This is a genomic window from Mesorhizobium sp. L-8-3, from assembly GCF_016756615.1.
Classification (GTDB): Bacteria; Pseudomonadota; Alphaproteobacteria; order Rhizobiales; family Rhizobiaceae.
On sequence record NZ_AP023262.1, the window covers coordinates 3,677,039 to 3,690,570 of the forward strand.

Sequence of the window (13,532 nt, forward strand, 5' to 3'; positions counted from 1 at the left end):
CTACTGCCCCAACCTTTCGAGAAGCACGGGAACGTGCACCTGATCGGATTTGTAGTTGCCCGTCAGCATGTACATCATGATGTTGACCCCTGCCCGTAGCGCATAGATGCGCTGCATGGGGTCGGCCGGCACCGTCGGCAGCAGCGGATCGCCGTTCTCGTCGATGGCCCAGGCGCCCGCGAAATCATTGGCAGTGATCATTATCGGCGACACGCCGTCGCCGGTTCGCACCGGCCGGTTCTCGGTGTTGCTGGCGTTGAACGAAGCCTCCACCCAAAGCGGGCTGCCGTTGAAGCGGCCTGGGAACTCGGGCAGGATGAAGAACGACTTCGTCAGCACGTGATCCTGCGGGACAGGCTCGAGCGGCGGGACGTTGAGATTGCCCAATATGTCGCGCAGCCGCTGCGTCGCGGGGCTCGCCGATCCGTCGAGGCCCGAGGCGAACTGGTCGCGGGTGTCGAACAGCACGGTGCCGCCCTGCTGCATGTAGGCGTCTATGCGCGCGATCGTCGCTTCCGAGGGCATGGCGGCGTCTGGGTCGATCGGCCAATAGAGGAGCGGATAGAAGGCGAGCTCATCCCGGGAGATGTCGACGCCCGCCGGGTCGCCCGGCTCCAGCGCCGTCTTCTCGATCAGGAAGCGGGTGAGACCGGCAAGGCCGGCGCGGCTTGTCGAGTCGACCGAGGGATCCCCGGTGAGCACATAGGCGAGCCGCGTAACCGACACAGCGTCGATGGACGCGATGTCGTTCGGCTTGCTGTCGTCGGCGTGGGCATGGTCGACGCCGCCGAGCGCCAGACAGGCCGCAAGCAGCGTTGCCGCGGCCGAGGCGCCCGTCCGGGCGGCCCGTTTCGGACGGCGGGTGAGGATGCCTCCCATCCAGAGCACGGCAAGCGTATCGAGGACCATCAGGAGAAGTGCCGCCGCCATCAGCGGACCCTTCATGTCCCGCGATTCGTCGAAGGCATAACGCAGCTCCGTCACCGGCGCGGGGACCTGGGGACGAACGATCGGCACGAAGGCGGCGCCCGGGCCGAGCAGATTGTGCGCGACGACGCCCTCTTCGCTGCCATAGAGGCCGGGGGGGTTCTCGATCGTCACCCTGGCTGGAGCCGGACCGGCAAGCAGCGGCTTGGCGTCCGATGTCGGCGGCACCAGCCTGCCGTCCGCGGCTATCATCCTGAAGGGTGGCAGAGACACGGCAGCTTCCCCGCTCGCCGCCGTGACGGACCCCTGGTTGCGCGAAAGCTGCACCACGCGGCGCAGCATGTCGACGAAGCTGCCCGATATCGGCAGGTTCGACCAGGTCGCTTCCGGGGTCACGTGAAAGAGCACGATGGTGCCTTTCTCGCGACGGTCGCCGGTAACCAGCGGCGTGCCGTCGGCGAGACTGGCCCAGGTGCGCTCGACAATGTCGGGAGTGGGCTCCGCCAGGATCTGGCGGCTCACCGTTACCTCGCTCGGCGCAGAGAGGTCGGCAAAAGGGCCGGTCGGCGGAAATTCGGCGACAGGCTGGGGCGTGGTCCAGGACAAGGCGCCTCCGAGCGAGCGTTCGCCGAGGCGCAGTCGCACCGGCAGCAGTTCCTCGTCATTCTCCGCCGCGGCGAGCCGCGATCCGGCGAAGCGGACCAGCGTGCCGCCGCCCTTCACCCAGTCGACCAGTTGTACGCGCGCGGCTGCGGGGATCGTGCCGACATCGGCCATCACGATCATGGCCGGCTTCTGCTCCAGCAATTGCGGGATCGCATCGGCGAGGTCCGCGCTCGTGGGCTCGATCAGGTCGGCGAAAGGCTGCAGCGCGCGACGGATGTAATAGAGCGGCGACAGAAGCGGCTGTGCCTGGTCCGCTTCGGCCTGCGACAAAAGTCCGACGCGCCGTCGCTTGGAGCTGTCGTCGAGCACGCGCACGGCGCCTGCCTGTGGCTCGCCGTCTATGGCGACGGCCGCGAAATCGTTGCGCAGTTCGAACGGAACGGTCATCCGGCCGGTGGCTGTCGTCTCGCCCGGACGGAAGATGATTGCCGCGTCCGCGATGCGCCGTCCCTTGTCGTCGAAGGCGCCCGATGTCACCTGCCGTGGTCCCGCGTCGCCGGACGCGCGGATGGCGGTCAGCGTGAAGCCGTCGACCTCGTTGGCGGCGGCGGTGAGGCCGACCATTCCGAGCCTGTCCGGCGCGCCCCAGAGCAGGCTCGCCGGGTCGTGGCCGAGAAGCCCCTGGAATGCCTGCTCGTCGCCAGGCGCCGACAGGCCGTCGGAAAGTACCGCGACGCTGGCACCCGGCAGTTCCCGCAGGACGGCCGCGACGCGCGCATAGACGGCCGGGCGGTCCACGGGAACGGGCCGAGGCGCTGCCGCGCGGAGACGATCGCGCGCGGCTTGCGCGTCGAAGGGACCGATATCGGCATTGGGACGTTCGGCGGTGAAGGCCAGAATCACCGGGTCGCCATTGCCGCCGGCATCGGCGATCAGGCGGTCGGCGGTTGCGACCCGCTTGTCCCAGTCGGGGGCGGCCGCCCAGCCATTGTCGATGACGAGAGCCAGCGCGGGGCCGCTCGCGGGGAGCTTTTCGCGCGGGTTGAAGACCGGGTCGGCAAGCGCCAGCACGACAAGCGCGGCCATCAGGAGGCGCAGAAGCGTCAGCCACCATGGGCTCTGGTGGGGTGTCTCCTCCTTTTTGAGCACGCGTGCCAGGATCTTTAGCGGCGGAAAGATCTCCGCCTGCGGCCTGGGCGGCGTCAGCCGCAGCAGCCACCAGATCACCGGCAGCGCGAGCAGGCCCCAAAGGACCATCGGCGCGCCGAAGGAGAGCGGCAGCCAGCTCATGCGCGAACTCCGGTGGCGTAACCTCCGTCGGCGGTCATCGCCATATGGAGCCGCACCAGTGCGTCGGAGGCCAGCCGGTCGGTGTGGTTGACGGTGTAGCTCCAGCCGAGCCGCCTGCACCAGCCGGCGAGCTCCTCCCGGCGCGCGGCATAAAGCAGGCGGTACTCCTCGCCGAATCTTTCGGCGCGGCCGGCGGTCAGTTTCTCACCGGTCTCAGGGTCGGTGAATTCGGTGCGGCCGGCATAGGGGAAGGTTTCTTCCGCCGGATCGGCGATCTCGACCAGATGGGCGCGCACGCCATGGCGCGCCAGCACGTCGAGCCAGACCATGGTCTCCTCGACAGGGTCGAGGAAATCGCTGGCGATCACGATGTCGCTGAAGCGGCGGATCGTGCCGAGATCGGGACGGGCGGGAAGCACTGCCGTCTGGGAGAGAAGTGCCGCCAGCCGCTCGGCGCCGTTGCGGGCGGTGAAGGGATCGCTGAGGCCCGGCCATGCGATGCGCTCGCCGCTGCGCGACAGCAGCTCGGCCATGGCGAGGATCAGCACCAGGGCGCGCGATTCCTTGGAAACCCCGGCGCCCGCCGATTTGTAGAGCATCGAAGGCGACGGGTCGGCCCACAGCCAGACCGTATGGGCCGCCTCCCATTCACGGTCGCGCACATAGGTATGGTCGTCCCGGGCCGAGCGGCGCCAGTCGATGCGGGCGATCGCCTCGCCTTCGACATAGGGACGGAACTGCCAGAAATTCTCGCCGATGCCGCGCTTGCGACGACCGTGCCATCCGGCGATGACGGTGTTGACGATGCGGCGCGCCTCGACAAGGAGATCGGGCACCAGCGATGCACGCGTACGACCACGGGCAAGCGCGTCCCGCGTCGCGACGGGGGCGGTTGCTTCGCCGACCCGCGCCATGCTCAGCCTTGCGCCTTGACCAGCCGGGCGATCACGTCGCGCACATTCATGCCCTCGGCTCGTGCCGCGAAGGTCAGGGCCATGCGGTGCTGAAGCACCGGCTCGGCGAGTGCGCGCACGTCGTCAACCGATGGCGCCAGACGCCCCTCATAGAGCGCTCGGGCGCGGGCGCAGAGCGTCAGCGCCTGACTGGCGCGCGGCCCGGGACCCCAGGCGACATGCTTGTCCGTGTCGGCATTGCCTTGTCCCGGACGCGCCGAGCGCACCAGGGCCAGGATCGCCTCGACCACGCTTTCCGGCACAGGCATGCGCCGGATCAGGAGCTGGACCGCCTTGAGCCTGGCCGGGTCGAGTACGTTCTGCGGAGTGGCGTCCTCGACGCCCGTGGTCTCCAGCAGGATGCGGCGCTCCGCCTCGATGTCGGGATAGAGGATGTCGATCTGCATCAGGAAACGATCGAGTTGCGCCTCGGGCAGCGGATAGGTGCCTTCCTGTTCCAGCGGGTTCTGCGTGGCGAGCACATGGAAGGGAGAGGGCAGGTCGTGGCGGGCGCCGGCTACCGTCACATGGTATTCCTGCATCGATTGCAGCAGCGCCGACTGGGTGCGCGGGCTTGCGCGGTTGATCTCGTCGGCCATCAGCAGCTGCGCGAAGATGGGGCCGGGGATGAAGCGGAAGGAGCGCCTGCCGTTCTCGTCCTGCTCGAGCACCTCGGAGCCGAGAATGTCCGACGGCATCAGGTCCGGCGTGAACTGGATGCGGCGGGAATCGAGCCCGAGCACCACGCCGAGCGTCTCGACCAGTTTTGTCTTGGCCAGGCCGGGCACACCCATCAGCAACGCATGTCCGCCGGCGAGCAACGCGACAAGCGCGCGCTCGATCACGCTTTCCTGCCCGAAGATCACACGGCCGACACCGTCGCGAACCTTGGAGATGTCGGCCAAAGCACGCTCGGCCTCGGCGATCATGTCCTGTTCGGCGATCGCTGTTTCCTTGATCAAGACGCTCATGCGGGTCGGTCCCTCTGCTCCACCAGAACACCGGCCCCAGATGGCGGAACGGTCCGTCGACTCGCACCTTGGCGGCGTCTAGCGGATGAACTTAAATCTCTCATCAAGGCTGACAAGCGCAACAACAGTGACTATTTCGTGACCATGACAGCAGAACCGAACGTTTGTAACGAGAGCTTGACCGGCGCAGGCGACACCAAGGGCCTCGAGGCACTGATTTCGCGTGCGGCGCGCGCCGGCAAGGGACTGCCTCCCGTCGAACGCTGGAATCCCGACTTCTGCGGCGATCTCGACATGGAAATCCGGGCAGACGGAACCTGGTTCTATCTCGGTACGCCGATCGGTCGCATGCCGCTGGTCCAGCTCTTCTCGACCGTGCTGAGGAAGGATGCCGACGGCAGGACCTATCTTGTCACCCCTGTCGAGAGGGTCGGCATCCGGGTGGTCGATGCGCCCTTCGTCGCCGTCGAGATGAACGTCTCGGGTGCCGGCGACGATCAGGTCATCACCTTCCGGACCAATGTCGGCGACGTGGTCGAGGCAGGTCCCGACCATCCGCTGCGCTTCGTGGACGAGGACGCGACCGGCGGGCTGAAGCCTTATGTGCTGGTACGCGGCCGGCTCGAGGCGCTGGTCGCCCGGCCGGTCATGTACGAACTCGTCGGCCATGGGGAGGAGATCGCCGTGGACGGCCGGCTGATGTTCGCGGTGCGCTCCAGGGGCAGGATCTATCCGATCATGCCGGCGGAGAAGCTGCGAGAGCTGAGCGCCTGATCATGGACGCAATCGCCAGGCCCTTTTCGACCCAGGATTTCCGCATGCGTGCCGCGCAGGAGCGAGGCCCGCATGCCGGCGCCGACTACGGCGACCATCGCTGGAACCCCGGCTCGGCGCCGCTGTTCGTGCGCGACACGCTGCGTGATGCCGCGGTCCTCATTCCGGTCGTCGACCACGGCGACCGGGCCACCGTGTTGCTGACCAAGCGAGCCGAGAAGCTCAGGAGCCATTCCGGCCAGATCGCCTTTCCAGGCGGGCGCATCGACGCGACCGATCCCTCGCCCGAAGACGCGGCGCTGCGTGAGACCGAGGAGGAGATCGGCCTCGACAGGCATTTCATCGACATCATCGGCAGGATGCCGGACTATGTTTCGGGCAGCGGCTATCGCATCGCTCCGGTGCTTTCCGTGGTCCGCCCGGGCTTCCGGCTCCACATCAACGCGGACGAGGTGGACGACGCCTTCGAAGTTCCCCTGTCCTTCCTGATGGACCCGGCCAATCACACGCGCGACAGCCGCATCTGGCAGAACAAGGAACGCTTCTTCTACACCATGCCCTATGACGGGCGGAACATATGGGGCGTGACGGCCGGGATCATCCGCACGCTCTATGAAAGGCTCTACGCATGAGCGCCGCAGTCTCGATCGCGGACAGGGCCGACTGGCTGGCCGATGGGCACCTGCAACGGCTTCTCGGCGTGCTCTGCCAAGGTGGCGAGGAGGCACGGGTCGCGGGCGGCGCGGTGCGCAACACTTTGCTCGGCGAGGCCGTAAGCGACATCGATATCGCAACCACGACGACACCCGGCGAGACGACCCGGCGCGCCGAGGCCGCGGGCTTCAAGGCCGTGCCCACCGGGGCGGAGCACGGCACGATCACCGTCGTCGCGGGCGGGCGGCCCTTCGAGGTAACGACGTTGCGGGCCGATATCGAAACCGACGGGCGCCGCGCCAAGGTGACCTTCGGGCGCGATTGGAAGAAGGATGCCGAGCGGCGCGACTTCACCATCAATGCGCTGTTCGCCGATGCCGAGGGCAGGGTGATCGACCTCGTCGGGGGCGTCGCCGACATAGAAAGCCGCACGCTTCGCTTCATCGGCGACGCCGAAACCCGCATTCGCGAGGACTATCTGCGCATCCTGCGCTTCTTTCGCTTCTTCGCCTGGTACGGGATCGGGCGGCCCGACGCCGGCGGGCTGAAAGCCTGCGCACGGCTGAAGGACGGCCTCGACCAGCTTTCGGCCGAGCGCGTCTGGATGGAGATGAAGAAGCTGCTCGGCGCACCGGATCCGTCGCGCGCGCTGTTGTGGATGCGCCAGTCCGGCGTGCTCGGCAAGGTGCTGCCGGAAGGGGAGAAATGGGGCATCGACGCCATTCATGGCCTGGTCAAGACGGGCGCCGATCTCGGCTGGGCGCCCGATGCCCTGCTGCGGCTGGAGGCGCTGCTGCCGCCGGATGCCGGCCGTGCGGCCGGTCTTGCGGCGCGGCTGAAACTATCCAGGGCGGAAACCGAGCGGCTCGTCGCCTGGGCGTCGGCGCCCGGGGTGGAGCCGTCGTCGAGCGAGAGCGTGCTCGCCAGGATGCTCTATCGCGGCGACAAGCAAGGTTTCCTCGACAGGCTGCGCCTGGATTTCGCTGCCGCGCGCTGGCGAGCCCTGCAGGACGACAAGGCGCTGGTCGAGGCGGGCGGCTACTCTCGCCTGCTCGGCTTCGCGGGCAAATGGGAGAAGCCGAAATTCCCGCTGAAGGGCAGCGATCTGCTGGCGCTCGGCGTGCAATCGGGACCGGCTCTTGGCACCATGCTCCTCGAACTGGAACGGGAGTGGATCGAAGCGGGCTTCACGTCCGACCGCGCGGCGCTGCTCGCCCGCGCAGCCGAGCTTCTGTGATCAGCCGTTTCGCTGTTGCGCTTGAACCCGGGCACCGGCAAGGCGGATTCCACGCGACAACACGAGCGACGACACCATCGGTGCGGCCGCTCCGGCGACCACCGCGCCGGATACGTCGGTGTATTCAGGCCGCGTCGCGGACCTTTTCTATGCGCGAGCGAATAGCCTCGATCATCGTCTCCCGGATCACGGTCTCGCCATGGGTCTCGCGAAGGTGCTCGACGACACGGCGCATGATCTCGGCCTCTTCCTCATGACGGGTGTGCCAGTCGCAGCCGGGCACCAGCGAGCCGCATTGAAATTCCTTCATGGCGTGTCTCCTCTTCTCACTCGATCGAACCGGTACTCGATGTGCCGCAAGCGATCCTCCCCGCAGCACATGCCGATGCTACGGGATCATTATAACACCTGTTTCGGATTTTGGTTGCTTCTGCCGGTTCGGTTTCCCTGGCCGGCGCGAGGCGCGGAGCGATATTCTTCACTCCTCCGACAGAATCAGGATTTCGCAGGCCGCTTCTTCGGCTTCGCCTTCTTGTCCCAAGGCTTCTCCCGGCGGCCTTCGGACGGCATGCCGGATTTCGCACGATAGGCTCCCTTGCGGTGCGGTTTCCTGCCAGGCATTCCGCCTGCCTCGTCAGGGCCACCGCCCTCGGCCCGCTGGATGACGACGCCCTTCTCGCCGGTGCCATGCTGCTTGACCGCCTTGGCGAAATCGTCGGCCTTGTCGGCGATGATCTCGAAACGCGATTCCGTATCGAGGATACGGATCGAGCCGATCTCGCGCTTGGTCACGCGTCCGGCCTTGCAGATCAGTGGGAGGAGCCAGCGCGGCTCCGCGCGGTGCTTGCGCCCGACCGAGACGGAGAACCATACGCCGTCGGTGAAGCGCTTGTCGGGCCGCTCGCCCCTGGAAGGATCGAAGGTGGGCGGCGGGCCTTCGGACAGTTCTTCCGCCGCGGGGCGCGATGCGAGTTGCTGGCGCAGCCAGGCGGAGGCGATCCGCTCCGGGCCGTAGGCGGCCAGAAGCTCCCGAACCATATCCGCCTCTTCCTCGCCCGGCGCGGCATCGAGGGCCGGATCGGCGAGGATGCGTTCACGGATCCGCGCGTCGATCTCGGCCGCCGTCGGCGCCCGCTCGGTCGTTGCCTCGAGCTTCGCGAGTTTCAGCAGGCGGGCGGCGCTGCCGCGCCGATGGAACGGGACGATCAGCACGCAGATGCCCTTCCGGCCCGCACGGCCGGTGCGTCCGCTCCGGTGTAGAAGGGTCTCGGGGCTCGTCGGCAGGTCGGCATGGACGACGAGGTCGAGATTGGGCAGGTCGATGCCGCGCGCGGCGACGTCGGTCGCAACGCAGATGCGCGCCCGGCCGTCCCGCATCGCCTGCAGGGCATTGCTGCGTTCGGCCTGACTCAATTCGCCCGACAGCGAAACGACCGAGAAGCCGCGATTGGCGAGGCGGCTGGACAGATGCCGGACCGCTTCGCGGGTCGAGCAGAAAACGATCGTATTCTGCGCGTCGAAGAACAGCAGCGTGTTGACGACGGCGTTCTCTCGCTCGGTGGGCGCGACAGGCATCGTGCGGTACTCGATGTCGTCGTGCTGGCCGCCGTCGCTGGAGACCGTGACGCGCAGCGCATCGCGCTGGAATTGCTTTGCAAGTGCGGCGATCGGCTTGGGAACGGTGGCCGAGAACAGCAGCGTGCGGCGCTCGGCCGGGGCCGCGGCCAGGATGAATTCGAGGTCCTCCCGGAAGCCCAGATCCAGCATCTCGTCGGCCTCGTCGAGGACCACGGCGCGAATTTCCGATATGTCGAGCGAGCCGCGCGTGATGTGGTCGCGCAGGCGGCCGGGCGTGCCGACGACGATATGGGCGCCTTGCTCGAGCGCGCGCCTTTCCTGGCGCATGTCCATGCCGCCGACGCAGGAACCGAGGCGGGCGCCGGTGTCGCTGTAGAGCCATTCGAGCTCGCGGCGGACCTGGATCGCCAACTCGCGCGTCGGCGCGATGATCAGCGCGAGGGGCGCGCCGGCGTCCTCGAAACGCCCGGCGCCGCCGAGCAGGGTCGGCGCGATCGCCATGCCGAAGGCAACGGTCTTGCCTGATCCCGTCTGGGCCGAGACGAGCAGGTCCGCGCCCTCGGTTTCGGGTGCGAGCACCGCCGCCTGGACCGAAGTCAGCGTGGTGAAGCCACGCGCTTCCAATGCTCCGGCCAGTGCCGGGACCGTTCCGGTGAAACTCGTCACGTGTTCTTTTCCCAATGAATTGCGTGCACCGCATGCCGGACCACGACCATGTCGCGTGTCCGGCATCCGGCGCCGTTGGCGATGAGCGCCAGGGCAGCTTACCGGCGGCGAGAGCCCGCCGCCAGCCATCCTGAGGCTCGCTTTACTCTCGGCTTACGGCCAGCGCACTTCCGGCGGCAGGCTCGACAGGATCGAATTGACATTGCCGCCGGTCTTCAGCCCGAAGATCGTGCCGCGATCATAGAGCAGGTTGAACTCGACATAGCGGCCGCGCCGCACCAGTTGCTCCTCGCGCTCGGCGTCGGTCCAGTTCTGGTTGAAGTTCTTGCGCACGAGGTGCTGATAAACCACGAGAAATGAGCGGCCGACATCCTGCGCGAAGCGAAGGTCGGCGTCCCAGCCGCCCTTGTCCTGCGGCGAATGCTGCCAGTCGAAGAAGATGCCGCCGATACCGCGCGGCTCGTTGCGATGCGGCAGGAAGAAATATTCGTCGCACCATGCCTTGAACTTCTCGTAGTCGGCGACGGCCGGGTTCTTCTGGCATGCGAACTGCATCGACCGGTGGAAGTCGATCGTATCCTGGTCCGTCTGGACGCGCCGCCGGTCGAGAACGGGCGTCAGGTCGGCCCCGCCGCCGAACCACCAGCGCGAGGTCGCCACCATGCGCGTGTTCATGTGTACGGCGGGCACATTGGGGTTCCATGGATGCGCGATGAGCGAGATGCCGCTCGCCCAGAAGCGCGGATCCTCCTCTGCGCCCGGCATCTGCTTGCGGAACTCCGGGGAGAACTCGCCATGGACGGTGGAGGTGTGGACGCCGACCTTCTCGAAGACACGGCCGTGCATCATCGACATGATGCCGCCGCCGCCCTTGCCTTCCTCGCGCTGCCAGGGGGTTCTTTCGAAACGCCCCGGCGACCATGAGGCGAGGGGGCCCGCCACCTCGTCTTCCAGCGTCTCGAATGTGGAACAGATGCGATCGCGCAACTCTTCGAACCAGGCCCTGGCCCGTATCTTCTTGTCTTCGATGTCGGCCGGCAGCCCTGCCGGAATTTCGGGCCGTTCCATATCTTTCCTTGCAGATGCTGGCGTCGGCACGCGTCGGAACGCGGCGGCGCGCCAAAAGACTCGTCTTTTCCGGCCGCGATCCCTATCCTCTTGAAGGATCGGGTCAAGGAGTTCTTTGTTGGGCGCCCCCAGGAGACCATCGCTAGACGGGCTGAAGAAGCGTCTTGACCGCTCCCGCGCGGAAAAGACGCGGCTGCCGCGTGACGGTTTCCTGCGCGAGACCTTCGTGTTGCCGCGTTCGGCCGCGCGGGACAAGGCGCGCGAATGGTTCGACCGCTGGCCGAAACAGGCCTACTGGACCGAGATCGAAAGCTGGTCCGAGCGACCGGGCGACGTCATCGAGTTCACGATGCGGAGGCTGCCGGCAGCGGATTGAGGCGGCGACAGCCACCCTTACCGAACCAGCCGCCGCGCTCCCGGCCCCTCGGCCGCCAGCCGGTCGTGAGGATTGCGAAGCGGGCAGCGGTCGATCGACATGCAGCCGCAGCCGATGCAGTCGGTCAGCCCGTCGCGCAACCCCTGAAGCCGGGCGATGCGGCGATCGAGATCGTCGCGCCATTGCCTGGAAAGCCGACCCCAATCGCCGCGTGTCGGCGTCCGGCCCTCCGGCAGCGATGCGAAGGCGGCGGCAATATCGGCGAGCGGGATGCCGACCTCCTGTGCGACCTTGATGATGGCTACGCGGCGCAGTACGTCGCGCGCGTAGCGCCGCTGATTGCCTGCCGTGCGGTTGCTCGCGATCAGCCCCCTCGTCTCATAGAAATGGAGCGCCGAAACGGTGACGCCGCTGCGCGCTGCGACCTCGCCAACCGTCAATTCCCGTGCCATGGCAGATTCCGCTTGACCTCAACTTAACATGAGGTTTTAGCAAGGCTTCCTTCGAAGGCAAGCGAAGGAGTTCTTCATGCGTGGTTGGGCAGGACTTGCGGGGCGCACGCGGCTCGGGAACGGCATTGTGCTGCGCTTCCATCTCTTCACCAGTTGGCAACGCCGGCCGGGAACAGCGTCAGCCGATTCGGCGCATCGCCTCGCCCGCGGCCATGGCAGCCGCGACGGCGAGATTGAGGCTGCGGCCTCCGCCGCGCATCGGAATGAGCAGTCGCGCATCGGCGCTGTCATGGACATGGTCTGGCACGCCGGCGGATTCGCGGCCGAACAGCAGGATGTCGCCGTCGGCAAACTCGAATTCGGTGTAGGGCAAGTCGGCTTTCGTCGAGAAAAGCACCAGCCGGCGGCCTTCCGCGCGCCGCCACTGCTCGAAGCGCGCAAAGTCGAGATGCCTGACAAGCGTCGCCATTTCGAGATAGTCCATTCCGGCGCGTTTGAGGGCGCGGTCGGAAAGGGCGAAGCCGGCAGGCTCGATGATGTCGACTGCGATGCCGAGGCAGGCGCCCATCCTCAGGATCGTGCCGGTGTTGCCGGCGATGTCGGGCTGATAGAGAGCGATGCGAAAACCGCCGGTCACGGGCGCGATGTCCTTATGGGTTGCGGAATGGCAACAGGGTCGCCGCCAGGTTGGGAAAACCGCGCCGAGGGCATGGCCATTTCAGGCGAAATCGTCTAGGGCCTGTGATCAGTTGAGGAGAATGACGGCCGCGGCGAGGTGTATGGCGCCGAGGAAGTTGGTTGCGCGCTTGTCGTAGCGGGTCGCGATGGCACGGTACTGTTTGAGCTTTGCGAAGAAGTTCTCGATGAGATGCCTGGCCTTGTAGAGCTCTGTGTCGTAGCGGCGTGGTTGTTTTCGGTTTGATCGCGGCGGAATGACGATATCGACACCGGCGCTTTGAAGCAGATCGAGCACACGCTCTTTGGCATCGAATGCCTTGTCGGCGATGAAGGCGGTGATCTTGTCGAACAGGTCAGGCAAAAGCGCATCGGCTCCGCACAGATCATGCTTCTGGCCAGGCGTCAGATGAAAGCCGGTCGGATTGCCCAAGGCGTCACAACGGGCGTGGATTTTGGTGCTCAGCCCACCCTTGCTGCGCCCTATGGCTTCGCGTTCCCGGTCCCCCCTTTTGCGCCGGCGCTGTGTTGATGGGCGCGCACGATGGTCGAATCGATCATGGCGTATTCATTGTCGGCGTCTTCGGCGAGAAGTTCGAAAACCTTCTGCCAGACCCCGCTTTTGCTCCAGCGTGTATGGCGCGTATGAATGACCCGGAAGTGGCCGAACCGCTCCGGCAAGTCACGCCACGGGATTCCGGCCCGATAGCGATACAAGACCGCCTCCACGAACAGCCGGTTATCCTTGGCGGTGCCGCCGACATGACCTTCACGGCCAGGCAAGAAATCTCTGATGCGCTCCCATTGATCATCACGCAAGGCATAACGACGTGCCATCCGGTCGGCGCCCCCTGATTCGCCGACACCTCAAGAATCACATCTCCGGTGATTTGGGAATCTGGAGGCTTCTGTGAGGTCCGCGGGCGCGGCATCGATGCCGCCGATCTGTGTCGGGCGGACCTCATTGATCGCAACTGATCACAGGCCTTACACAGCCGCCAGTGTCAACTCGAACCGATGGAGGCAGCGATGGAAATCTTCCGGATGCGTAGTGCAGTGGCTGCCCTTTTCAACGGGCGCCTTGCCTGACGGCGGTTTCGGTTCGACACACTTCCTGACAGTCAGCATCACACCGATTCCCGCCGGAAGTTCTTTTCCGTTCTCGAAGGAATCACGCGATGCATGCCAATCTCCCGAAGGGCCCGGTCGCCCCGTCTGAACCCGTTTCTTCCGCTGAAGTCCAGGCCGTCGCGCCGCGCGAATCCACCGGGGCTTCCAAGCCCGCCGCCGGCCTGTCAGCAGCGT

The 13,532-nt window shown here is 66.4% G+C and carries 13 protein-coding genes; 4 read left to right on the forward strand and 9 right to left on the reverse strand.

The window, feature by feature from the left end:
* From JN302_RS17165 to JN302_RS17175, 3 genes are read right to left on the reverse strand one after another with little or no spacing between them, the layout of a single operon-like run.
* On the reverse strand, nt 1-2,823 hold the full coding sequence (locus tag JN302_RS17165) for a DUF4159 domain-containing protein (protein WP_202333872.1): 2,823 nt from the start codon (nt 2,821-2,823) through the stop codon (nt 1-3).
* Entirely contained in the window at nt 2,820-3,737 is a 918-nt protein-coding gene (locus JN302_RS17170) for a DUF58 domain-containing protein (protein ID WP_202313657.1), read from the reverse strand. Before JN302_RS17170 ends, JN302_RS17165 begins: the two co-directional genes overlap by 4 nt.
* Nucleotides 3,738-3,739: 2 nt before the next feature.
* Nucleotides 3,740-4,747, reverse strand: coding sequence for an AAA family ATPase (locus JN302_RS17175; RefSeq protein WP_202333873.1), 1,008 nt, complete (start codon nt 4,745-4,747; stop codon nt 3,740-3,742).
* A gap of 144 nt (nt 4,748-4,891) precedes the next feature.
* Between JN302_RS17175 and JN302_RS17180 the strand changes: the two genes are divergently transcribed.
* The 3 genes from JN302_RS17180 to JN302_RS17190 are packed head-to-tail and all read left to right on the forward strand — an operon-like array spanning nt 4,892 to nt 7,412.
* The gene (locus JN302_RS17180; RefSeq protein WP_202314806.1) at nt 4,892-5,521 is read left to right on the forward strand and encodes a DUF1285 domain-containing protein; all 630 of its coding nucleotides are present in this window, start codon (nt 4,892-4,894) and stop codon (nt 5,519-5,521) included.
* Between the two features lie 2 nt (nt 5,522-5,523).
* Nucleotides 5,524-6,153 (forward strand): CoA pyrophosphatase, encoded by a 630-nt coding sequence (locus JN302_RS17185; protein ID WP_202333874.1) that lies wholly within the window; start codon nt 5,524-5,526, stop codon nt 6,151-6,153.
* Nucleotides 6,150-7,412, forward strand: a complete 1,263-nt coding sequence (locus tag JN302_RS17190; RefSeq protein ID WP_202333875.1) for a CCA tRNA nucleotidyltransferase — start codon at nt 6,150-6,152, stop codon at nt 7,410-7,412. Before JN302_RS17185 ends, JN302_RS17190 begins: the two co-directional genes overlap by 4 nt.
* A 124-nt stretch (nt 7,413-7,536) precedes the next feature.
* On the opposite strand, the gene JN302_RS17195 is transcribed toward JN302_RS17190, so the two are convergent.
* The 3 genes from JN302_RS17195 to hemF all read right to left on the reverse strand — a co-directional run bounded on the left by JN302_RS17195 (nt 7,537) and on the right by hemF (nt 10,724).
* Complete coding sequence (locus tag JN302_RS17195; RefSeq protein ID WP_202313661.1) at nt 7,537-7,722, reverse strand: DUF1059 domain-containing protein; 186 nt, start codon at nt 7,720-7,722, stop codon at nt 7,537-7,539.
* Between the two features lie 185 nt (nt 7,723-7,907).
* A complete protein-coding gene (locus JN302_RS17200) occupies nt 7,908-9,656 on the reverse strand; it encodes a DEAD/DEAH box helicase (RefSeq protein ID WP_244846427.1) in 1,749 nt (582 codons plus the stop codon).
* A 153-nt stretch (nt 9,657-9,809) separates the two neighbouring features.
* A complete protein-coding gene (hemF, locus tag JN302_RS17205; RefSeq protein ID WP_202333877.1) occupies nt 9,810-10,724 on the reverse strand; it encodes an oxygen-dependent coproporphyrinogen oxidase in 915 nt (304 codons plus the stop codon).
* A gap of 118 nt (nt 10,725-10,842) precedes the next feature.
* Between hemF and JN302_RS17210 the strand changes: the two genes are divergently transcribed.
* Complete coding sequence (locus JN302_RS17210) at nt 10,843-11,100, forward strand: hypothetical protein (protein ID WP_202313665.1); 258 nt, start codon at nt 10,843-10,845, stop codon at nt 11,098-11,100.
* Between the two features lie 17 nt (nt 11,101-11,117).
* Here the strand turns inward: JN302_RS17210 and soxR are convergent, their stop codons facing one another.
* The 3 genes from soxR to JN302_RS17225 all read right to left on the reverse strand — a co-directional run bounded on the left by soxR (nt 11,118) and on the right by JN302_RS17225 (nt 13,064).
* Complete coding sequence (gene soxR / locus JN302_RS17215; RefSeq protein WP_202313667.1) at nt 11,118-11,552, reverse strand: redox-sensitive transcriptional activator SoxR; 435 nt, start codon at nt 11,550-11,552, stop codon at nt 11,118-11,120.
* 178 nt (nt 11,553-11,730) lie between these two features.
* Nucleotides 11,731-12,189, reverse strand: a complete 459-nt coding sequence (locus JN302_RS17220) for a tRNA (cytidine(34)-2'-O)-methyltransferase (RefSeq protein ID WP_202333878.1) — start codon at nt 12,187-12,189, stop codon at nt 11,731-11,733.
* Between the two features lie 108 nt (nt 12,190-12,297).
* Nucleotides 12,298-13,064, reverse strand: a protein-coding gene (locus JN302_RS17225) for an IS5 family transposase (RefSeq protein ID WP_446720670.1) whose coding sequence is annotated in 2 segments (ribosomal slippage) — nt 12,298-12,722 and nt 12,722-13,064 — 768 coding nt in all. Because the reading frame shifts where the segments join, the coding sequence is not laid out codon by codon here.
* Nucleotides 13,065-13,532: the final 468 nt, after the last annotated feature.